The sequence below is a fragment of the Flavobacterium sp. genome (assembly GCF_027484705.1).
Classification (GTDB): domain Bacteria; phylum Bacteroidota; class Bacteroidia; order Flavobacteriales; family Flavobacteriaceae; genus Flavobacterium.
This window is the reverse complement of record NZ_JAIXSL010000003.1, coordinates 64670-89189: the sequence shown is the minus strand read 5'-3', so window position 1 is coordinate 89189 and position 24520 is coordinate 64670. Positions and strand designations below refer to the sequence as shown.

General features: G+C 41.7%; 13 protein-coding genes. 6 read left to right on the top strand and 7 right to left on the bottom strand.

Features of this window, described 5'->3' with window-relative positions:
• Positions 1-20: 20 nt before the first annotated feature.
• The gene (locus Q0058_RS00705) at positions 21-7823 is read left to right on the top strand and encodes a T9SS type A sorting domain-containing protein (protein WP_298220664.1); all 7803 of its coding nucleotides are present in this window, start codon (positions 21-23) and stop codon (positions 7821-7823) included.
• A gap of 244 nt (positions 7824-8067) precedes the next feature.
• On the opposite strand, the gene Q0058_RS00700 is transcribed toward Q0058_RS00705, so the two are convergent.
• Both Q0058_RS00700 and Q0058_RS00695 read right to left on the bottom strand, forming a co-directional pair.
• Positions 8068-10218, bottom strand: coding sequence for a S46 family peptidase (locus tag Q0058_RS00700; RefSeq protein ID WP_298220662.1), 2151 nt, complete (start codon positions 10216-10218; stop codon positions 8068-8070).
• Positions 10219-10641: 423 nt separating this feature from the next.
• A complete protein-coding gene (locus Q0058_RS00695; RefSeq protein ID WP_298220660.1) occupies positions 10642-11871 on the bottom strand; it encodes a T9SS type A sorting domain-containing protein in 1230 nt (409 codons plus the stop codon).
• Between the two features lie 262 nt (positions 11872-12133).
• On the opposite strand from Q0058_RS00695, the gene Q0058_RS00690 reads away from it, so the two are divergent.
• Positions 12134-15679 (top strand): T9SS type A sorting domain-containing protein, encoded by a 3546-nt coding sequence (locus Q0058_RS00690; RefSeq protein ID WP_298220659.1) that lies wholly within the window; start codon positions 12134-12136, stop codon positions 15677-15679.
• 53 nt (positions 15680-15732) lie between these two features.
• Here Q0058_RS00690 and obgE read toward each other — a convergent pair whose 3' ends face one another.
• Positions 15733-16734, bottom strand: coding sequence for a GTPase ObgE (gene obgE / locus Q0058_RS00685; protein ID WP_298220657.1), 1002 nt, complete (start codon positions 16732-16734; stop codon positions 15733-15735).
• A 39-nt stretch (positions 16735-16773) separates the two neighbouring features.
• Positions 16774-18000, bottom strand: a complete 1227-nt coding sequence (locus tag Q0058_RS00680) for a hemolysin family protein (protein WP_298220733.1) — start codon at positions 17998-18000, stop codon at positions 16774-16776.
• Positions 18001-18034: 34 nt separating this feature from the next.
• Here Q0058_RS00680 and Q0058_RS00675 point away from each other — a divergent pair, with 34 nt between their 5' ends.
• Positions 18035-18217 carry a hypothetical protein gene (locus Q0058_RS00675; protein WP_298220655.1) on the top strand — a complete coding sequence of 61 codons (183 nt, stop codon included), beginning with the start codon at positions 18035-18037 and terminating at the stop codon, positions 18215-18217.
• A 21-nt stretch (positions 18218-18238) separates the two neighbouring features.
• On the opposite strand, the gene Q0058_RS00670 is transcribed toward Q0058_RS00675, so the two are convergent.
• Together Q0058_RS00670 and hpt are read right to left on the bottom strand one after the other, a co-directional pair.
• A complete protein-coding gene (locus tag Q0058_RS00670) occupies positions 18239-18811 on the bottom strand; it encodes an adenylate kinase (protein ID WP_298220653.1) in 573 nt (190 codons plus the stop codon).
• 36 nt (positions 18812-18847) lie between these two features.
• Positions 18848-19378 (bottom strand): hypoxanthine phosphoribosyltransferase, encoded by a 531-nt coding sequence (hpt, locus tag Q0058_RS00665; RefSeq protein ID WP_298220651.1) that lies wholly within the window; start codon positions 19376-19378, stop codon positions 18848-18850.
• Positions 19379-19580: 202 nt separating this feature from the next.
• Here hpt and Q0058_RS00660 point away from each other — a divergent pair, with 202 nt between their 5' ends.
• The 3 genes from Q0058_RS00660 (at position 19581) to Q0058_RS00650 (ending at position 23523) form a co-directional block, all read left to right on the top strand.
• Positions 19581-20741, top strand: a complete 1161-nt coding sequence (locus Q0058_RS00660; RefSeq protein WP_298220649.1) for a 5-(carboxyamino)imidazole ribonucleotide synthase — start codon at positions 19581-19583, stop codon at positions 20739-20741.
• A gap of 115 nt (positions 20742-20856) precedes the next feature.
• Positions 20857-21342 (top strand): 5-(carboxyamino)imidazole ribonucleotide mutase, encoded by a 486-nt coding sequence (purE, locus tag Q0058_RS00655; RefSeq protein WP_298220647.1) that lies wholly within the window; start codon positions 20857-20859, stop codon positions 21340-21342.
• Positions 21343-21495: 153 nt separating this feature from the next.
• Positions 21496-23523 (top strand): M3 family metallopeptidase, encoded by a 2028-nt coding sequence (locus tag Q0058_RS00650; RefSeq protein WP_298220645.1) that lies wholly within the window; start codon positions 21496-21498, stop codon positions 23521-23523.
• A 124-nt stretch (positions 23524-23647) separates the two neighbouring features.
• Here Q0058_RS00650 and Q0058_RS00645 read toward each other — a convergent pair whose 3' ends face one another.
• A complete protein-coding gene (locus tag Q0058_RS00645) occupies positions 23648-24469 on the bottom strand; it encodes a hypothetical protein (RefSeq protein WP_298220643.1) in 822 nt (273 codons plus the stop codon).
• Positions 24470-24520 lie beyond the last annotated feature (51 nt).

Here is a 24520-nt window from a genome sequence, read left to right as displayed (position 1 = left end):
GATTATTTAATCGATGCGTTATGAAGAGATATTTACATTATAAACTGATTGTACTGATTGTTTTTGTTTTGGGTATTCAAAAAATACAAGCCCAAAACAATTGGGATGGAGATAATGCTATTGGAAGGTTTACGAATTGTAATAACTGGTTTGCAGACATCTGTCCAGCGGTGTATAATTCTACGACGGATTTAAATATCCAGTTAAAAAATAGTGGCCTTCAAACCACCATGTATCTAGATCTCGGAACATGGATTGACGTCAACAATCTTACTTACACCGCAACCTACACTTCATCGGTCACTCAATTTGATGCTGACGGCCCGATTGGCAACGAAAATGGGATTAATTTTTATGGTAAAATTGAAAATTATTCGCCCAATTTAACCCAGATTTTCAACCTGCCTTTTCATGGAAAAAACGGAACTGTTATTGAATTGAACCCAATCAATGCAGGCTTGACTTTTAACCGTCCGATATACAATGGCGGGAATAAACCTTTCTATGTTTACGGTCCGAATTCTAAAAAAGTAACGCTCAATGATTATCCTGAAGGAAATGGCAGCGTCGGTTTTTATCTTAAGCAATATTCTATTGTCGAAGTCAATTATAACAATGCCGCTTCATTATCCGGTGGCTATTTTGTAGAAGAAGGGGAACTTTGGGTAAATTCGAATGGTATTATTCAGGGCGGCATTCAAGTTGGAAACGGCAATGCGCTGGTCAACAAACTTTACATCAGCAATGTTTCAACGCCTACAACAGTAGCCAACGCCGTTACGGTTCCTGCCAATTCGACCAACGCCACGATTGGATCTTTAAACACTTCAAATACACACACTTATTCCGGAACCATCAACTTAAACAACAATGCCGTCAATTTTGATGTCGTGAGCGCGGGCGGAAGTGTAGATTTTACGAATACCATTTCAGGAACAGGCGGCATCAGAAAAATTGGCCCCGGACTCGCGCGTCTTTCCGCATCAAGCACTTATACAGGAACCACAGTTGTCAATCAAGGAACTTTACAGTACGGAGCAGCCAATGCCATCGCCAATACAAGCAACGTTATTCTAAATGGTGGAAAATTCAGTACCGGAGCTACAGTCGGCTATAGCGATACCGTCGGAACCTTGACTTTGACAGACAATTCAACCATTGAACTTGGAACAGGAAACAACATTCTGACTTTTGCAGCCAGTAATCTAGTCGCATGGACGCCAGCCAAAACACTCACCATTACCGGCTGGACCAACAGCTGTACCGGCGCTAAAGTTTTTGTCGGAAACAACAATACCGGACTTACCGCAACACAATTGGCACAGATTACGTTTCAGGGTTATGCCCCTGGAGCAAGCATCAGCCCGATTGGGGAATTGATTCCAGGGAATATTGTTTTAACCGCAACTACTGGGACAACATTATTGGCGAACTACGCGACACTAAAAGCCGCTTTTGACGCCATCAATCTTACAGGAACGCATACCGGTGTCATCGCCATTTCTGTCTTGAATGACACCAATGAAGGCGTGGCAACAGCAGCGTTAAATCAAATTGCGGGAGTTACTTCAGTATCAATTCAGCCGGGAGGTTGCGGACCAAGAACGATTTCAGGAGCGACTACTGTCCCAAATCCTTTAATTGACATTAATGGTGCTGACAATGTAACCATTGACGGATTGAATTCGGGTGGAAACAGCTTGACCATTTCCAATACAACGGTATCTGCTACTGCAGGAACTTCTACGATTCGTTTTCAGGTTGATGCCATTAACAACACGGTGACCAACACTACTGTTTTGGGCTCTGCTACAATGGCTTCTGGTACTGCGGGCGGAAATATTTTCTTCGGCGCGGGATCTGTGGGAACCGGAAGTGATAACAATACGATTTCATTTTGTAATATTGGGCCTGCAGGCGTGAATTTGCCGACTAAAGGAATTTGCTTCACCGGAACACCCGGTGCTGAAAACAGTGGGATTTTAATCACCAACAACAATATCTATGACTTTTTCAGTGCTACGGTAGCTTCCGCAGGTATTGATGTTGCAACCATCGGGTCGAACACCATCTCGATTACCAACAATAGATTTTACCAAACAGCTGCCAGAACACTCAATGTGACTGCTATTCATTCTGCTATTCGTATCATCAACGGAGGAGCCGTAAATGCATTTACAATTACAGGAAACACCATTGGATATGCTACTTCTGCAGGAACAGGAAATTATACTTTTACAGGCACAGTTACCGGAGCGGTCTTCAATCCGATTAATCTAACACTAGGAACAGCTTCCAGCAGTAGCGTTCAAAACAATACTATTGCAGCAATTGCACACACTACCACTTTTGGAGGATTTTTTACCTTATTCAACGGAATCAATGTAACAAGCGGAACCGTAAACATAGGAAACATCATAGGAAATACGATAGGACTTGCGGCAGCACCCATTACCTTCAATGCCTCTGCAGCCTTTGGCGGTGGTACTGTTGTGGGAATTAGTGCAACCAGTAGCTCGACAGTTAATGTTCAAAACAATACCATTCAATCTATAACCACTTCCGGAGTGGCTTCGGCAGCTTTTGATTTTACCGGAATCAATGTAGCGAGTTCTGCTGTTTATACCATTACGAACAACACTATCGGAAATTCGGTGGTGGCCAACAGCATTAGTCTGGGCAGTTTAGGAACCTCTACAGCATTGAGTACTTTTAGGGGGATAAATTCTACGGCTACAGGTTCTCCACTTACGATAGGCTCGGCTGGGTTTTCGAATATTATTCAGAATATTACCATGAATGCTAACGCTGCCAATGCATTCAACGGGATTACAACTTCGGGAGCGAACGCTACGACTAACATTAATTATAACAGCATCAGAGGCATCCGATTTACTTCTGCATCTGCCAACGGATCCAACTTCACAGGCATTCAAAATTCAGGCGCTGTGACGGGAGCCATTTCGATAAGCAACAACACTCTCGGGATTGCCGGAACTGATTTGGTCACTTACACAGCTGCCAATTCCGGTTTGTTTAGAGGCATTTCGAATACCGGTGGTACTGCCGCTGCAGCTTTGTCAATCCTTTCGAATGACTTCAGAGGTATTACCCATACCGTTGCTGCTACTGCTGCACCAAGCCATAACTTCATTAGCAACTCCGCAAGCACTTTATCGCAGGATATTAGCTCGAACACTTTCACCAATTTGAATGTGAATACAACAGGCGGTATTGTCTTCTTTACGAATGGCGTTACTTTATCTGCGACGGGTACTAAAAACATGAATTCTAATAGCATCGTAGGTACTTTTACAAAAGGTGGCGCAAGTGGTTCTTTGATTTTATATTTAGACAATGCCAGTTCAGTAGCAGGCGCTATTATTAATAACAACAATAATAACCTATCCAATATTACAGTATCAGGTACTACGGCTGTTACAGGTTGGCAAAACACAGACGGCGCAACACCTTCCCCAACAAAAACCATTACCGGAAACAATTTTAATACATGGGCATTAGGTTCTTCAGCAGTAACTGTTTTGAATGTAAACTTTTTGGGCGGCGGGACATCTTCGGTTTCCAGCAATACGATTTCGGGTATTACTTCGACAAATGCTATTACCGGTTTGAGTATTGGGACCAGTGGTACAGCAACTACATTAAATATAAACTCTAACAACATCTCCACTTTAACTTCTTCCGGAGCCGGTGGAGCAGTTATCGGAATCAGCAATGCGCAACCAGCCACTACTTTAACCAACAATACCAACTTGAATACGATTTCAGGATTGTCTTCAACAACTGGTGCAGTAACAGGAATCATTAGTACTTCTGCTTCGCCTACCAAAAACATATCCAACAATAATATCGGAACATTATCCAATACCGGCAGTACGGTTACGGCCATTAGTTCTTCGGCTGGAACTGCCGTTACCATAAGCACCAATACCATTTCAGGTATTTCTTCGACTTCAACAGCTGCGGCTTCAATAGTCAGTGGAATATCAGTAACTGGCGGATCAACAATCACGGTTACCAATAATCCGATTTCCTCTTTATCTTCTGCCAATGATGGTTCGTTTAGAGGCATTTACGTGAGTCCGCTTGGCGCCACATCAAATACAATTACAGGAAATACGATTAATGGTATGACCAGTACCAGTGCGGGAACCGGTTTTTCAGTTAGAGGCATTGAAGTGCAGGGAGCCAACAGTGCTACCATTAGTACCAATACCATTTCAAATATCAATGCACCTACTACGAATGTTACTGCCGGTGCAGGAATTCCAATCGTTGCCTTATATTATGGATCGAGCGCCACAGGCTCAACCATCAGCGGCAATACCATTTCTTCGATTAATGCTACCGGATCAGGTGCCATTAATGTGAGTGCTGCAGCTATAGTTACTGCCAATACAGGTGCGGGAGGAACAATTTCCAAAAACAGAATCTATGGTTTGACCAATACTACAACAGGAGCGGCTAATTATACCATTGGTTTTGCACCCAACGGAGGAACCTGGACGGTTACGAACAACATGATCTCGATTACGAATAACAATACGGTGCAAGCTGTCGGGGTATATGATTCTGGTGCCCTTGGCGCAAGAAATTACTATTACAACAGTATTTATATTGGCGGAGCCCATGCAGGAACTCAGGTTTCAACGGCCTTCCAATTCAACGCTGCTGCAGGAAGTGCAGATATTAAGAACAATATTTTCATGATGGCAAGAACTAGTGGGGGCAAAAATTATGCGTTTGCCAATACGAGTTCTTCGTTTACAGGGATTACCACCAACTACAACGTACTCAATTGTTCCGTAACGACAACAATAGGATTAAGCAACGCAACGGACACTTCTTTCTTAGCATGGAAAACAGCGTCAGGCGGGGATGCAAATAGTTATTCAGGTATAGCCGTAGCATTCACGAATACAGCTACCGCTGACTTGCACATCACTGCCGGATGCACCGACATCGAATCGGGAGGAACGCCAGTTTCTGTTCTGGATGATTATGACGCCACAGCAAGAAATGCAACCACTCCGGATATCGGTGCCGATGAATTTTCAGGTTCGAAACCTGCAGCCATCACACTTACTCCAGACACATCGATTTGTTTAGGAAGTGGTGTGAGTCTAACAGCGAGCAGTACGGATTTAACTTATGTTTATACTTGGACCCCTTCAACAGGTTTGAGTGCAACAACGGGGGCCACGGTTACTGCTTCTCCTATCGTAAACACAACTTATACTGTTACGGGAACTTCACCGGCTTCGTGTGTAAAAACGAAAGACGTCACGATTACAGTAAATGCGCTTCCAACACCGATTACGGTTACGCCAAGCACAGTCAACATATGCCCCAATACGATTCAGGCGTTTGCAGCAACACCCAATAGCGGTACTGCAACTGTTGGCGTAGCATCGGGATCTTCGGTAGCAGCGAACACTTCATACAGACAAGGGACTACCACCGAGGTAAGAATACAATATTTATTCACGAAAGCAGAACTGAATGCTGCAGGAATTACGGGCGGTAATATCACTTCAATTGGTTTTACGGTAACGACTGCAGGAACCCTTGCTATGGGAAGTTATGCGATTAGCATGGCCAACACAGCGGCCACAGTTTTGACGTCAACCTATTTAACACCAGCGTTTACCAATGTCTACAGCACCGTAAATCTATTACCAGTTTTAGGATTGAATACCCACACTTTTAGTACCCCGTTTGCTTGGGACGGCACATCCAATGTGGTGATCAATATTTGTCATACGGGAACTGCCGGTGTTGCCAGTACTGTTTCGGTCTCGACTCCGGCGGTCGTAAGTACGATTTCGAGAACCGGTGGCGGATCTTGTGCCTCACTGACAGGAACAACAAATGCGAACAGGCCTATCGTTACTTTCGGTTTTGAGACTCCAATTACTTGGGCTCCGACGGCAAACTTATATATCGATGCAACCGCTACCACAGCCTACAATCCGGCTATTCATTTGAACCAACCTACGATTTATGCAAAAGCTCCAGCTCCGGTCGTATATACGGCCACAGTAACAACACCAATAACTGGATGCATACGAACCAACACAGGAACCATCACGATGAGTGGCTCCACTTGGAATGGAACCACTTGGGCTCCATCTGCACCAACAGGCAATACGAGTTTAACTTTTACTGGGAGTTATTCATCCGCAGGGAATTTATCCGGTTGCAGTTGTTCGGTTACCGGTGGAAATGTGGTGTTCAACAGTCCCGATGCCTTGATATTGACCGGTGGTCTTACGGTAGCTTCACCGGGTACGCTAAAATTCAACAACAATGCGAGTTTAATACAAACTGATGACACAGCCACCAATACAGGAATAATTACTGTGGAAAGGAATACCCAACCGATGTATCGTTACGATTTTACTTATTGGGGATCGCCTGTTACGCTGGCTTCCAATTTTGCATTGGGTGGTGCCGGAGGTTTGTCTCCTAATACTTATCCGGATAAATATTTCAGTTGGATACCGTCGGTGAGCAATGCCGGTGGTAATTGGGCGAATGAATCTGCAGCTACGATTATGAACCCTATTAAAGGTTATTGTGTTCGTGCTCCGCAAACCTATTCTCCAATAGCTGGAAATACAACAACCTATACCGCAAACTTTATTGGAACTCCAAATAATGGTATCATTTCGAGTCCGATTTATCACGGAACATTACCTCTTGTGTCCAACGACGACAAATACAATTTGATAGGAAACCCATATCCGTCAGCTCTTGATGCGCAAGCATTTCTAACCGACCCATTGAATACACCAATTATAGACGGAACCATCTATTTCTGGACGCATAATTCTCCTATTAGCGCTTCCAATCCGAATCCGTTTTATGGAACCTTCGCCCTAAACTATAACAACAACGATTATGCTGCTTGGAATAGTCTTGGAGCTGTTGGTTTTAGAGGTATTGCAGGTAACGGAGGTGTCGTTCCAACGGGTTTTATCGCTTCAGGCCAAGGATTCTTTGCTAAAAGTACCGGAACAGCGGCTACAGGAGCTACAGTGACTTTTAAAAATTCGATGCGTGTCACCGGAAACAACAATCAGTTTTTCAGACATAGCAATCCATCGGATGTACAGCCACGTTCAGCGAATAGTGTTGCCGACAAAAACCGTATTTGGTTAGACCTGATTAGCAACAGCGGAGGTTTCAGTCAAATTCTTGTAGGTTATATTACCGATGCCACTACAGGTTGGGACCGAACGTACGATGGTGTTCCGATTGACGAATCCGGCATGTTGTTGTATTCGTTGATTCCGGAGCGTAAGCTCGTCATTCAGGGAAGACCTTTGCCTTTTGACGAACAGGATCAGGTAACATTAGGATTTAAGTCGACCGTGCAGGATACTTATTCTATCGGACTCGATGGTGTCGACGGATTGTTTGAAAACCAAAACATCTACCTTGAGGATAAAGATTTGAATATCATCCACGATTTGAAACAAAGCCCTTACAGTTTCACCTCAGCAGCCGGCAGTTTCGATACCCGATTTGTGCTCCGCTACAACAACAGCGCCTTAAATAACAATACTTTTGACACCAATGCGAATGTAGCGGCGTTTATTGCAAACCACGAATTAAACATCAACAGTTCGAAAAACATCACCCATGTTGAGCTCTACGATATTGCCGGAAAATTGATTCAAACCTTCAACACAAACAGTTTAGAGTTTAAAACCAAATTTAATTTTGCTAACGGAGTTTATCTGGTTAAAATCAAATTAGACAATAGCATTGAGGTGACGAAGAAAATCATCCACTAGAAGAAAGTACTAAACAAATAAAACCACAGATTCAATCGCTTTTAAAGTATTGAATTTGTGGTTTTTTTTATGCAGAAAGCAGAAAGGGTTTCAACTTATGTTATCAGAACAACCTCTTCCCTATTACTTGATTTTCATTAAAATTACCAAGTGAATTGCTTTTAAAACGATCAGAAAATCTTAGACAAAAAAAATCCGTCTCATGAACCACGAGACGGATTTTCTATTTGAAATCTGTAGGACTTTATTTCACCAAGGTCATTTCATCTACAATGTTTTTCGCACCTGAATAATTTTCAATCACCCATAAAACATAGCGAATATCAACGTTGATGGTTCTTTGCAAATTCTTGTCGAAGATCACATCGCCGGCCATCGCTTCAATATTGCCATCGAAAGCCAAACCGATTAGTTCTCCTTTTCCATTCAATACTGGCGAACCAGAGTTTCCACCTGTAATGTCATTATCGGTCAAGAAATTCACGTGCATCGATCCGTCTTTGTCAGCAAATCTTCCGTAATCTCTTTTCTTGTTCATGTCGATGACTTTCGTTGGCATATCGAATTCCTCATCGCCTTTTTTGTATTTCTTCACCATACCGTCCATGGTCGTATAGTTGTTGATTTTGGCGTCGTTGCGTTTATCCGCTGGCAACGCGCGAACTTTTCCGTAAGTCAGACGCAAAGTCGAGTTCGCATCAGGATATTGGATGGTTCCGATTTTAGAATCGCGCAATCCTTGCACCAACAAACGGAATCCTGCACCATAATCGTTTTGAGCTTTGGCAATCGCATCGGATTTAGAATTGATGTGCGTGATCATGTCGTTAGACAAAGTGTAGATCGGGTCATTGTCCAAAACCGATTGCATCGGATAATCCAAAAACGCTTTGATTTTATCGACAGAAGTTAGGATACTCATATCGATCGCAGCACTCGCATATTTTGTATAATCGTAATTGTTTTCCTTACCGATTTTTTCCACCATCGGAGCAATCGCATAACCTGTAGATTTTGTTGCGTACAATTTCAACTGTGCCGCCAATAAATCTTTTTCAGCAGGTATGTACAATTCTTTGAACATTTCTTCAGCGCCTTCTACGATTCCCGGAGCCATTTCTTTACGTTTCGCAGCATCGGCTTTTGCGTAAGTATCCAATTGTTTTCCGATGGTTCTTCCAATCGTTCCAAAAGCAGTCGTTCTGAACAATTGTTGCAAGTAGTTGTCGTGACGCGCTTTTTCGTTGGTCAGGCTGTAAAACTTGTTGATGTCGGAAATCGCATGACCGTATTTGGCTTTGTTCTCAGGCTTGTTCGCCCATTTGTCGAATTTGGCTTCTTGTGCCGCTTTCGATTTTGCAGTACCGAACTTCGTAAGCGCATCGATCATACCCTGACGGTTTTTCCAGTAGTTCGCTGTGGACGCATATTTCGAAGCATACACCAAACGCAACGCGGCGCTTTGGTCCATGTATTTTTTCATGTTGTCCATACCGGTTTTGGCGCCTTCCACCCAAGCAGGATAAGAAAACTTCACGTTTTGCTCGATTCCTCCGGCTGGCATCCAACGGTTGGTTCTTCCCGGATAACCCAAAATCATCGCGAAATCGCCTTCTTTCACACCGCCTAAATTCACTGGCAAATAGTGTTTTGGAGCCAATGGCACATTGTTTTCAGAATAGTCCGCAGGATTTCCGTCTTTGTCAGCATATACTCTGAACATAGAGAAATCTGCCGTATGACGAGGCCATTCCCAGTTGTCCGTATCGCCACCGAATTTTCCTAAACTTTCTGGCGGAACCCCTACCAAACGAACGTCTTTATAATCTTGGTAAACGAAATAATAGTATTCATTTCCTTGAAAAAACGAACGAACAGAAACGGTGTATTTACCTCCTTCGTTGTTTTCTTTTTCGATCAAAGCAATTTCTTGGTTCACTGCTTTTTCTCTTTCTGCTTCGGTCATTTTATCATTCAATTTTGATAAAATACGTTTTGAAACATCGTCCATACGCACGAAGAAACGCACGTACAAACTTGACGGTTTTTTCTCCGCTTTGCGGTTCTCCGCCCAATAACCATCTTTAAGATAATTTTTGTCGGCCGTTGATAATTCTGCCACGGCATCATAACCGCAGTGGTGGTTCGTCAGCACAAGGCCATCTTTAGAGATCAATTCGGCAGTACATCCGCCGTTGAATTGTACGATCGCATCTTTCAGACTGTGGTGGTTGATGCTGTAGATTTCTTCCGAAGTCAGCTGCAACCCCATTTTCTGCATGTCGCGGTGGTTCAGACGCTCAATGAACATCAAAAACCACATGCCCTCGTCGGCCTTTACGCTCATTGGCAAAAGCATGATCCCGACGATTAGGGATAAAATAATTTTTTTCATGGGTAATAAATTGAATTAGTTAATAAAGTGAGCTAGTAGTCTGCCTGTTTTGCTATTTGTTACAGCCAGTTTCCCAAAGCTCAAATTGTGCGTGCGAATATAAGGTTTTTTAGCAAAAATTCTAACGAAGTTCATGAAAACTAAAACGTTGTAGTAAAATTAATGGATAATGCATAATAGATAATTGACAATGCCCAACAAATAAATAAAGACCTCTACTATGCCTAATCTAATTATCAATTATTTCAGGGCGAATGACCGGGCTATACATTATATCTTTTGCGTCGAACGCCGCCGCAAAAGGATGCCATTCCTATCCCTATCGCAAACGCAACAAAATAGAAACTTTACACCATAAAAAAGCACCTCGTTTGAGGTGCTATAATTTTTCTCCTATTCGATAAAAATTTTGGAAAGCAACTATTATTCTTTTATCAATTTCCTGAATAAAATCCCGGATTTGTTTTCTAGTTGCAGCATATAAAATCCGGAAGGCAAATTAGAAACATTAAGATTCATTTTAGAAGTATTATAGGATTCTTTACCATAAACTTTACCATCAATCCCATATATTGAAAGGGTATTGAAACCATCCGAAAGGGTTTCAACAGTTAGATTGTTTTTAATTGGCATTGGATATACTTTGACCAAATTTTTATCAAAAGACGCATTCCCTAAATTTGAATACCGCAACTGCGCAAAACTACTATTATCCGCTTGAATTTCACCAACATTTTCGGGAATTGTAGTTTCAGTGGCTGAATTTGTCAGTGTATTGTATACAAACAATTTTCTGTTGAAATTTTGATCAAAAATAATGGCGATATAGCTTCTCGTATTTTGATCAAATGTTGTTGATCCATTTTGCAAATTGACTAAATTATTAAAGGTATATAAAGTTGTAAAAGCTCCTGTAACAGGGTCAATCTGGACAATTTCACGATTGGTCTGATCAGCATCATCAAATACTGATTTGACAGCGACGATTTTATTACTTTGGATGTCAAAATACAATCCGGATAAATAATAGGCAATCGGTTCAACTGGTAATGCTATTTTAGAATAACTAAAATTCATATTGGTTAAACTTGACTTGTACATGTGCAATTGAAAACTTTGATCATATCCCAAAAAGTAATAATCAGAGGTGTCAGAATTGTAACAAGTACCTTCTGAAAATGGTAGCGCAGTTATACTTTCTGTAATTGTGCCGACTCTGACGATTGAATTATCTAAAGTATTCAACTTTACAAATGAAAAATAGGGAGAATCCGGATCTGGAGCATCTGGAATCTGACCTTCTGGAAATACTGCATAAATACTTCCGTCCGACATATCAATTTGTGTCGCTCCATTAAAATTAGTCTCGTCCTGAACAATATAATATTCATCATTTTGAGTATTGAAGGCATTCAATTGAAACTCTGATCTAAAATAATAATTGCTTGTATTGGCATCCATAAGCGAAGAACCCACCAAATAGGTTGAAGCCGTGCTTGCAAATGCTTCCTCAACTGCAGGCACAAAAGCATCCCACTTTACAATACTTACCGTAGGATCCGGATCATTAGATCTTATTCCAACTAACTTTATTTGAGCAAAACAAACAGTAGAAAACACTGTAAGTAAGCAGATTAGATATCTTTTTTTCATGGTGTTTTTTTTCAAATTTAAAAAAAATATCTCCTTAAATCAATGAAAAATAAAAATTAACAAGTGTTCAACACGTAATGCCTCAAAGAAATCTAATTTACTTATTCTATGGCTTGACTATTAAATAACATACGTAATCTAGACAAAAGGGAGTCAGAAAAAGATTTGGAAGTTTAGGAAAATAAAAAAGTACCTCAACTTGAAATGCATACTAGCTAATCAATTAATAATTAGTGTTATATTTGATTTCAAATTTTATCCCATGAGAAAACTTTTCATCGTATTTACCATATTTTTTCTTTCGTTGTTGCAGGCACAAAACCCGGCTGGAATAGATCTGACTTTTGATTTTAAGGACAAACTTCCATTATTAAACAACCAACCAACCCAGTCAATAATTCAAACTGATGGCAAAATTATAGTCATCGGTAGTTTTACCAAATATATAAAATACCGAAATCAAGAGAATAATAGTGTACAAATACTACGACTCAATAACGACTTATCTATCGACGAAACCTTTTCGAGTAACACTGGATTCAATGGAATTGTATATGCTGTGGCAATCCAAACTGATGGAAAAATTTTAGTCGGAGGTAATTTTACAGCTTACAATGGAACTACCGGTATTCAGAAAATTGTCAGACTGAATGGCGACGGAAGCATTGACCCAACTTTTGTCAACTCCAGTATACCAGCTGCTGGCGGTGTGAGCTGTATTGAAGTACAGCCTGATAACAAGATCCTAATTGGCGGCAATTTCATTTTTGGTAATCAGACTTTATTAATCCGATTAAATGCAAACGGAAGTATAGACAATTCTTTTTATTTCGCTCCAGCTGCAGGTAATTCCAGCACTAACATTTACTTAAAAACTATAAACTTATTGTCTAATGGCAAAATACTCGCTGGTGGAAAATTCAACGGAGTAGGTGGAATTGCAGAAAGGATTGTACTATTAAATACTAACGGAACCATTGATGCTTCGTTCAACGCTGCGCCTTTTAATATCCCTATCGCAAATGTCACGATTCAGCCAGACGGTAAAATATTGATTGCTACAACCACTACCTACGGCATAGATGACGAACTATTGAGATTAGAAAGTAACGGGACTATTGACAACAGTTTTAATTTAGGTTCCGGATTCGATGTAAGTGATTTTTGGGTTAGACTTGAGAAACCAGTTTTACAAGCAAATGGTGATATTGTCGTTTACGGTAACTTCATAAGTTATAATGGTAATACTGTGAACGGTCGTGTTAGGATGCATGCAAACGGCACTTTTGACAACACTTATAACTACCAAACCGATGCGGTAAGTATAATCAAACCTTTGCTTCAGCCCGATGGAAATATTTTAGGGTATTATGCAGCTGGTGTGTTTGCTAACAATGGTGTGTTTGCTTTTATTCGGCTAGACCCGAACGGATATGTTCTCGACAACCAACAACCAAGCACCATTACGAGGGTAAACAAAGTCTTTGAAAAAACAAATGGTGCAATAATGACCTTAGGCACCAGTACCTATAGTAACATCTTTTATCATAGAGCCAAATTGATGGATCAGGATGGGAATTTGATTTACCACCCTAATCTAAAAAATCCCGGATATAACGCAGATTCTTATTGTAACCTAATACAAACGGATGGAAAATTATTGCTTAGCGTAACTGATCTTGATGGATATAACTACAGAGTGATACGTTTGAATACTGATTATTCCGTTGATCCAACATTCAACAGAGCGCTTACCAGTAACCCAACCGCGAGTAACTTGCAAGCCGACGGAAAAATATTGATGGCTTTTGGTTATCTGAATAATGATGGTAGCCTTAGTTATCGTGTAGAACGATTCAACACAGATGGTACTTCTGATGCTTCTTTTACGCTTGCTCTGGGAACTAATGGCTATGGTTCCATCAATAAAATAGACGTGCGACCTGATGGGAAAATTCTTGCCGCAGGCCAATTTACTTCATACAATGGCGTTTCAAAAAGAGATATTGTTCGACTAAATAGTGACGGGACTATTGATGCCACTTTTAATATGCCAATGATAAATGGTAGTGGTTTATATGCTATCGCGATTCAATCTGATGGTAAAATAGTGATTGCAGATGGGTTGTTAGGTTTGTTTAGACTAAATGCTGTTGATGGAACTTTCGATTCTTCTTTCAACGCGCCAGCAAATCTTGGAGGTGTCTATGCCATCGCTTTACAAACCGATGGAAAAATCGTAGTGGGCGGTTCATTGCGAATTATCGGAATTAACGAATGTTATGGAATTGCCCGATTGAACAGTAACGGATCTCTTGATAGTTCCTTTGATCCCGGAATTGGTTTTGATAATGCAGTAAATTCTATTCTAATCGAATCCAACGGAAAAATCCTGGTGGGTGGCGATTTCTCTAGATATAACGGAACGTTTTGCAATGGCCTTATCAGGTTGGTCGGTGGTGACGGTTTTTTAGTCAAAGGCAAAGTTAAATTTGATTCTAATAACAACGGTTGTGATATAGCCGACATCAATTTCCCACATATCAAATTAAACATCACGAGCGGATCAACCACCAACGCACTGATTACGGACACTACAGGGGATTATTCGTATACGGTTGCCCCGGGAACTTACACCGTAACGCCTGAGGTTTCTAATATTTTCACGATCAGTCCAACGAGCTTTACAGTAACTTTTCCATCAGATGCAAGCCCGTTTGTTCAGGATTTTTGCCTAACCTCAAATGGCATTCATCCTGATTTGGAAGTCACCATTGTGCCATTGAATACTGCAAGACCTGGTTTTGATGCCAAGTATAAAATCATCTATAAAAATAAAGGCAATCAGTTACATTCAGGATCCGTGACCTTGAACTTTAATGATGCCGCAGTCGATTTGGTGACTGCAAGTCCAAATGCTAGTTCACAAACTATAAATAACCTAACTTGGAATTATACCAATCTATTACCATTAGAAAAAAGAGAAATCTTGCTCACTTTCAATTTGAACACACCAACAGAAACACCACCTCTAAATATTGGATCGATTCTCAATTACACCACAACAATAACATCCTCTATAACGGATGAAACCCCGAATGACAATACTTTTACTTTTCATCAAATCGTTGAAAATTCATTTGATCCGAATGACAAAACTTGTTTAGAAGGAGCAACAATAGGTATCAATGAAATAGGAGACTATGTGCATTATATGATTCGATTTGAAAATAAAGGAACCTATAACGCACAAAATATTTCCGTAAAAGATTTGATTGACACAGCGAAATTCGACATCAATACTTTGACACCTATAAACGGAAGCCATTTGTTTGTGACCAGAATTACCGAAGGAAATAAAGTGGAGTTTTATTTTGAAGACATCAACTTACCTTTTGCTGACGCCACGAACGATGGTTATGTTGCGTTTAAAATAAAGACAAAAGCAACGCTCGTCGGCGGAGATAGTTTCAGCAATTCGGCTGCCATCTTTTTTGATTACAACAGCGCGGTCAATACCAATACCGCTACGACAACCATTCAGGCTTTAGCGGTCAGAGATTTCGCGTTCGATCAGTATTTTACGGTGTATCCGAATCCTGCCAATGACCAATTGAGTATTGAAAAGAAAGATAATATTGCAATCTCATCGCTATCGGTTTTCAACATTTTAGGACAACAGGTTATCACTGTGCCAAATGCCCGAAACACCTCAACAATTGATGTTTCTGGTTTAAAATCGGGGAATTATTTCCTCATAATAAATTCTGACAAAGGAATATCCAATACGAAGTTCATTAAATTATAAAATGAAAAAGCCTCATCAAACGACGAGGCTTTTTTATAATTTATATTGAATAATTATTCATTCAACATACGCCACAACTTATCCTTCAACTCCGTCAACCCTTGCTGTGCGACCGATGAAATAAACATATAAGGAATGTTTTTAAAGTCTTTATCGAGTTGGATTTTGAGTTCCGCCTTAAGTTCGTCATCAAGCATATCGCATTTTGAAATCACGAGCATGCGTTCTTTGTCGAGCATTTCAGGGTTGTATTTCGTGAGTTCATTCACAAGAATATCATATTCAGCTTTGATGTCCGGCGTATCGACCGGAACCAAAAACAATAACGTAGAATTGCGTTCAATGTGTCTCAAGAAATAATGACCCAAACCTTTGCCTTCAGCAGCGCCTTCAATAATTCCGGGAATATCAGCAATCACAAACGATTGAAAATCACGGTAAGCGACAATTCCCAAATTCGGTTTCAAAGTCGTAAACGGATAATCGGCAATCTTTGGTTTTGCAGAAGTCAGCACCGAAAGCAAAGTCGATTTTCCGGCATTCGGGAAACCTACTAAACCGACATCGGCCAACACTTTTAGTTCGAGCACGACATCCATTTCCAAACCTGGCAAACCCGGTTGTGCGTATCGCGGCGTCTGGTTCGTTGAGCTTCTGAAATGCCAGTTGCCCAGACCGCCTTTTCCGCCTTGCGCGAGGATGCGTTTTTCGCCGTCTTCGGTAATCTCAAATAAAATTTCGTTGGTTTCTTTATCACGAACTACGGTTCCGAGCGGCACTTCGATGAATTTATCTTCTCCGTCGGCACCAGTGCTTCTATCGCTACCGCCATCACCGCCATAACCTGCTTTGATGTGGCGCGCAAATTTCAGATGGAACAACGTCCACAAACCTTTGTTACCGACCAAATAAACGTGACCGCCACGACCACCGTCACCGCCATCAGGGCCGCCTTTCTCGATGAATTTCTCACGGTGCAAATGCGTCGATCCTTTGCCACCTTTACCCGATGAAACATATATTTTTACGTAGTCTACGAAATTTCCCTCTGTCATTCTTTCTCTGTTTTTTATGCTATTTGGTCAATAGTAATGCTATTTTTCTTTGATGGCTTTCATACCAACTTTACCTATTTTCACGCCATCCATCGCAAGGACTTCAAGTTCGAATTTCTGCCAGATCAGTGTTTCTCCGGGTTTTGGGATGTTGCCCAATTCGGTGATGATGAATCCGCTGACGGTCGTCACTTCGTAATCGCTCGTGAGTTCGTCAAGGTCGAAATACGTCAGGAAATCGTGCAGTGAATATTGCCCGTCAATCGTCCAAGTATTGTCGTCATTGGCAATCAATCGGTATTCGTCATCGTCAAAATCGGAAGCGTCGCCTACGAGTGCTTCGAGAATATCATTGAGTGTAATGATGCCTTGAAAAACACCAAACTCATCCATCACAAAAGCATAATGCACTTTAGACTTTTTGAAATTTTCGAGCGCTTTGTAGGCCGAAGTTTGTTCAATAAGGTACACCGGATCTTTCGTGATTTTCTTCAAATCGAATTGGCCGGTTTCAAAACCGACGAACAGATCTTTAAGCAACACCACACCAATCACTTCATCAAGATTTTCTCCGCAAACCGGATAGACCGAATGCAGTTCTTCGAGTACTTTTTCTTTAAGTTGTTCAACGCTGTCTTCGAGCGAAAGGTAAATTACCGAACCGCGGTGCGTCATCAGCGAATTGACTTTTCTGTCGCCGATATGGAACACGCGTTCTACGATATCCTGCTCAATTTCCTGCACCTCGCCTACTTCGGTTCCTTCTTTAATAATCGCTTTGATTTCGTCTTCGGTGACTTTTCCGTCGGCGGTAGGTTTGATGTTCAGAAGATTGAGCAAACCATCGGTTGAAATTGTGAGCAACCAGATAAACGGAGCTGTAACTTGCGAGATAATCTTCATCGGAACGGCCACCGATTTCGCAATAGCTTCGGGATAATTGAGTCCGATGCGTTTCGGGAGCAATTCGCCAAGTACTAACGAAAAGAAAGTCAGGACAACCACTACAATTCCAACTGCGATGGTATGTCCGTAAGGTTTTAAGATGGCAAAGCCTTCTATAAAAAACTGTACATTGGTCGTGATTTTATCGCCAGAATAAATACCGGTTAGGATGCTGATTAACGTAATTCCAATCTGAACGGTCGAGAGTAATTTGTTCGGTGCATTGACCAAATCCAGCGCGGTTTTAGCGTTGTGTTGGCCTTTCTTTGCTGCAGTTTCAAGACGGCTTTTGCGCGCGGAAATCAATGCGATTTCGGACATCGAAAACACACCGTTGAGCAGGATCAGAAAAAGAATGATTAATATTTCCAAGATTGTTGATTTAGTTAATGGTGCGTCGGATGTTCCGATTCCCGTGACTAGCCCGGATAGTAGCGGTTATCCTTTGGCGCCGTTGTTCGGCGGCAAAGATTACCTCACAAAGGTATCATTTATTTTTGTGTTCGGTCTGTTCGCTTCGCTCGGGTGTAGCGAATAGCCGGAATAGCTCCTAAAAATACTATAAATGATCGATCACAGCACTCAAACGCTGCGTGATTTCTGCAATCGAACCGATGCCGTCCACCGCGTGGAATTTGCCTTGCGCCTGATAATACTGCATCAGCGGCGCAGTTTTTTGGTTGTATTCGTCGTAACGGTTGCGGATTTTGGCTTCGTCCTGATCGTCGGGTCTACCAGAGGTTTTTCCGCGTTCTAATAGACGTTGCACTAAAATCTCGTCGTTGGCTTCGAGCGCGATCGTCGCGGTGATGCTTTGGCTTTTCGATTCCAAAAACACGTCTAAAGCTTCTGCTTGCGCGATTGTTCTTGGGAAACCGTCGAACAGGAATCCGGCGGATTGCGGGTTTTTATCAACTTCGCTTTGCAGCATTTGTATCGTTACTGAATCGGGAACCAAATCGCCTTTGTCCATGTAGGTTTTGGCGAGCATGCCCAATTCCGTTTCGTTTTTGATGTTGTATCTGAAGATATCGCCCGTGGACAAATGCGTCAGATTGTATTTTTCTTTTAAAAATTCAGCTTGTGTGCCTTTTCCCGCACCTGGTTTTCCGAAAAGAACGATGTTGATCATTATAATTATTTTGAATTTTGAATTATAAATTTTGAATTATTCCGCTAGTTGGTATATGTCTTTTAAGTTTCTACCTAAACCATCGTAATCTAAGCCGAAGCCGACGATGAATTTGTTAGGAATACGAATGCCGACGTAATCGAGCTTGATGTCTTTTTTGTAAACGTCAGGCTTGAGGAACAACGTGGCTATTTTGAGGTGTTTTACTTTTTGTTCTTTGAAGATCGCTTTGAGTTCTTCAATCGTGTTGCCCGTATCGACGATGTCTTCTACTATCACGACGGTTTTTCCTTCGAGGTTTTCGTTGATGCCGATGAGTTGTCTGACTTCATTCGTAGATTGTGTGCCTTCATACGAAGCCATCTTGACGAAGCTTACTTCGCACATGCCGCGGTAGTGTTTCATCAGATCGGACAGCACCATAAACGAACCATTCAAAACACCCACAAAAACAGGAATGTCATCAAAGAAATCGTCGTCCATTTGTTTGGCCATGTTGGTGATGGCGAATTCAATTTCTTCGGCAGAAATAAAAGGAACAAAATGTTTATCATGCAGTTGTATCATCGTATCGATTTTAAATAAGCCACAAATTTAAGAACTCTCAAAGGATTAACGCCTACGCATTTTGACTTTTTTGCAAATTTGATATATTTCCTAAAAGATCGCATTTCTCAGCAACGGCTTGCCTCATAAAAAAAAGCTTTTGCGCGTATGCTCATTATCAATTCATGCCTATCTTTGTGCCACACAACTACAACTACAACCCATGAACTATTTCTCTTCCGATTTTAAACTGGGCATTCTCGGTGGCGGACAACTCGGCAAAATGATGCTCGCTGAAACCAGAAAATTGGACATTCAGACTTATGTGCTCGACCCGAGTGCTGACGCGCCTTGTAAAATCGCCTGCAACAAATTCGTTGAGGGCAATCTGATGGATTTTGAAACCGTTTATCAATTCGGAAAACAAGTCGATATACTCACTTTTGAAATCGAACTCGTCAACATTGATGCGCTTGAAAAATTAGAATTTGAAGGCGTTCAGGTTTATCCGACTCCGAAAACCTTGCGTAAAATCCAAAACAAAGGCGTTCAAAAAAACCTATATAAAACCAACAACATTCCAACGGCGGACTTTGGGTTATTTCTACACTTGGACGATTTAAAAATAAGTATCGAAGACCGAAAAACCACTTTCCCATTCGTTTGGAAATGCACTGAATTCGGTTATGATGGTTATGGTGTGAAAATCATTCGTGAAGCATCCGATTTAAACGAACTTCCCGATGGAGAATGCATAGCGGAACAATTGATTCCTTTCAAGAACGAACTCGCCGTGATTGTCGTTAGAAATCTTTCAGGCGAAACTAAAACCTATCCGGTCGTCGAAATGGAATTCCATCCCGAAGCCAACCAAGTGGAATATGTAATTTGCCCCGCAAGAATCGAAGCGAAAGTCGCACAAAAAGCTACCGAAATTGCTTTAAAAGTCGCCGAAGTTTTCGAACCTGTAGGTTTATTAGCTGTCGAAATGTTCCAAACCAACGACGGCGAAATCATTGTCAATGAAGTGGCACCGCGTCCGCACAATTCCGGGCATTATTCGATTGAAGCGAGTTATACTTCGCAATTCGAAAACCATTTGCGCGCGATTCTCAATTTACCTTTAGGCAATACCGAAAGCAAAGTTGCAGGCATTATGGTCAACCTCGTCGGAGAAGCAGGATTTTCGGGCAATGTAGTTTACGAAAACATCAATGAAATTTTGAATATCGAAGGCGTCACACCACACATTTACGGAAAAAGGCAAACGCGTCCGTTCCGCAAAATGGGCCATGTGACGATCGTCAATGAAAATATGCAGGAAGCGCGAAAAATCGCCGAGCAAGTGAAAAATACAATCCGGGTCGTTTGCGTTAGGGATTGAGCGATTGTCTGAGCTCTTTTTGCGCTAGCGTTTAGCGGAAAAAAGCGAGTGCGAAAGCCCGACCCGCAGGGGAACGCCCCAATTATCAATTATCAATTGTTAATTATCAATTAATATGAAAGTAGCCATCGTCATGGGAAGCATTTCCGACCTGCCGATCATGCAGGAAGCCATCGACATCCTCAAAAGTTTCGGCATCGAGACCGAAGTCGATATTGTTTCAGCCCACCGAACGCCAGAAAAACTTTTCGATTTCAGCAAAAACGCGCACAACAAAGGCATCGCGGTAATCATCGCGGGAGCTGGCGGTGCGGCACATTTACCCGGAATGGTCGCTTCTATGTCGCCATTGCCTGTCATCGGCGTGCCCGTAAAATCAAGCAATTCGATTGACGGTTGGGACAGCGTCTTATCGATTCTGCAAATGCCCGGCGGTGTTCCGGTTGCAACTGTAGCACTGAACGGCGGTAAAAATGCGGGAATCCTTGCAGCGCAAATCATCGGAAGCCACGACAAAAACATTCAGAATAAAATCATCCAATACAAAGAAAGTCTGAAAGACAGCGTCAATACTGCGTCGGACAAGCTTAAAAATCAATAGGTTTAGGAGCTGAATCCCGCTATCCGCTCCCAATCTTTTGTGCCGAACACCGTCACAAAAGGATTTCCACTGCTATCGGGGCTAGGGCATCCAAAAAACCAATAACGTTTCTTTTAACATCAAAACTTTGCGCCTTTGCGCCTTTGCGAGAAAATGAACATACTCACCCAAAAATTCCAAACCAAATACGACACTGCGCCTTTTTCACAAATCAAAAACGAAGATTACATGCCCGCTTTCAAAGAAGGTATTGCTTCCGCCAGAACCGAAATCGATGCGATCGTCAACAATCCTGAAGCGCCAACATTCCAAAACACGATTGAAGCTTTAGCTTTTAGTGGCGATATGCTTGATAGGATATCGAATATTTTCTTCAACTTACATTCGGCTGAAACCAATGACGAGCTGCAACAGATTGCTCAGGAAGTTTCGCCTTTATTATCAGAATTCAGCAACGACATCCGACTCAACGCGGCTTTGTTTGCCAAAGTGAAAGCGGTTTACGAGCAAAAAAGTACGCTCCACTTAACGCCGGAACAAACTACGCTACTCGATAAAAATTACAAAAGCTTTTCGAGAAACGGAGCGAACTTACCTGAAGATCAAAAAGAAAAACTGCGCGAAATCGACAAGGAATTATCGATGCTGAGTTTGCAATTCGGAGAAAACGTTTTGGCAGAAACCAACGCGTTCCAAATGCACCTGACTGACGAAGCCGATTTGAAGGGTTTGCCAGAAGGCGCTATCGAAGCTGCCCGTTCTTTAGCCAAACAACAAGAAAAAGAAGGCTGGATTTTCACACTCGATTATCCGAGTTACATTCCTTTTGTGACTTATGCTGACAATCGCGAATTGCGTAAAAAAATGGCTTTGGCTTTTGGGGCGAAAGCATTTCAAAAAAACGAATATGACAATCAGGAAATCGTTTTAAAAATTGCCAAACTGCGCTACGAAAGAGCCAAATTATTAGGTTATGAAACGCATGCTCATTTTGTTTTGGAAGAACGTATGGCCGAAAATCCGGAGAAAGTGAAATCCTTTTTGAGTGATTTGCTCACTAAAGCCAAACCTGCGGCTGAACGCGAATTCAAACAACTCACGCAATTCGCCAAAGAACTCGACGGTATTGAACAGCTTGAAAAATGGGATGGCGCCTACTATTCTGAAAAACTCAAACAACAGTTGTTCAATCTCGATGATGAAAAACTCAAACCGTATTTCCAGTTGGAAAAGGTTTTGGCTGGTGCTTTCACGGTAGCCCAAAAACTCTACGGATTGACGTTCACCGAAATTTTCGACATCGACAAATACCACGAAGAAGTGACGACTTATGAAGTCAAGGATGAAAACGGGAATCTGGTGTCAATTTTCTACGCCGACTTCTTCCCGAGAAAAGGAAAACGCAACGGCGCCTGGATGACTTCGTTCAAATCGCAATATATTAAAGATGGCATCAACGAACGTCCACATATTTCGAATGTTTGCAATTTCACCAAACCGACCGAAACCAAACCATCGCTGTTGACTTTTAATGAAGTCACAACTTTATTCCACGAATTCGGTCACGGGTTGCATGGTATGTTGGCGAACACGACTTACCCAAGTTTGTCGGGAACTTCCGTGTATTGGGATTTCGTTGAATTGCCAAGCCAGATCATGGAAAACTGGTGTTACGAAGCCGAAGCGCTGGCCTTGTTTGCAACGCATTACCAAACCGGCGAAATGATTCCGATGGAACTTGTGGAGAAAATCAAAGAAAGTGCAAGTTTTCAGGAAGGCATGGCGACGATGCGACAACTCAGTTTCGGTTTGCTCGATATGGGCTGGCACGGACAGGACACAACACACATTAATGACGTCAAGAAATTTGAAAGCGAACAATTCGCCGAAACGCAACTATATCCTGAAGTGTTGGAAAACGCGATGAGTACTTCGTTCTCGCATATTTTCCAAGGTGGTTATTCTTCGGGGTATTATAGTTATAAATGGGCTGAAGTTTTGGATGCTGATGCGTTTGAATATTTCAAAGAAAAAGGAATTTTCAATAAGGAAGTCGCGACGAAGTTTAAGGACAACGTCCTATCAAAAGGCGGCACGGAAGCACCGATGGTTTTGTATAAGCGATTTCGCGGGCAGGAACCGAAACCCGAAGCTTTGTTGAAACGCGCGGGATTGGTTTAAATTATTGGGTTTGAATTACGACAGGCCGCGTTAAGGATGGAAGCATTTGTCTGAGCTCTTTTTGTGCTGGCGTTCAGCGCAAAAAAGCGAGTGCGGACAGCCTGACCGAAGGGAACGCCCAGATTTAAAATGTAGTGATCAAAACGAGCATCAAATACCAGATCATAGGAATACTTTCTGCCCAAAAAGACGTGTAATATTTCGAACGGTTTTCGTGGGCAAACATTAGGAAAAATGCCATCATGACGACTAAAATCAAATTGACTGTAAGTTGTAAATTGTTGGTCTTGGTTTGCATAAATTCGAGAACATAAAACACCAGCAATAAAAAAATGCCGACGGTTTTGGTGCGCTTCACGCCTATTTTTTGTGGCACGGTCTGTAAATTCGGATCGTCGTTTTTGAGGTCGATGATTTCGAAAATGGCGATCAGCACAAACAATAACAAAAATCTTTGGAGGCATTTCCAGTAAAAATCTGAAGTAAGTGCGATGCCAGCATCTAAAACCGGCAAAATCAAAGTGACGCCTACCCAGCAAAACGCTACGATATAAATCTTGATGCCACGCCAATTGCGCGCGTTGCTTTTGTTGGGGAAAAACGGAAGCGTATACAATAATGTCAGCGCCAGAAATGCGATAGCAATGATTTGTGTCAGGTGGTCGAGTTGGTAAAAAGTAATCGCAGCGCCTATGAATGCCATAATACTCAAACCTACAATGGCCATGAGTTGTTTGCCCATTTTGATTTTTTGGGTTCTGGCGAGCGCATCGTACTTCACAAAATTATAACCTACAATGGTTCCGAAAAAAGCGAAACCTGCGACATACTGATTTCCATGAATCTGGAATATATGCTGCGTCATGCGCACCAAGGCATAACATGACAAAGCGGTATGAATGCTACTGTCTAAATAAAAATCTAAAAGGCGCTTGAAAAGGCTCATCACACAAAATTAGTCAAACTGTTAATAAGAATGCTTTTTGGTTCAAAAATT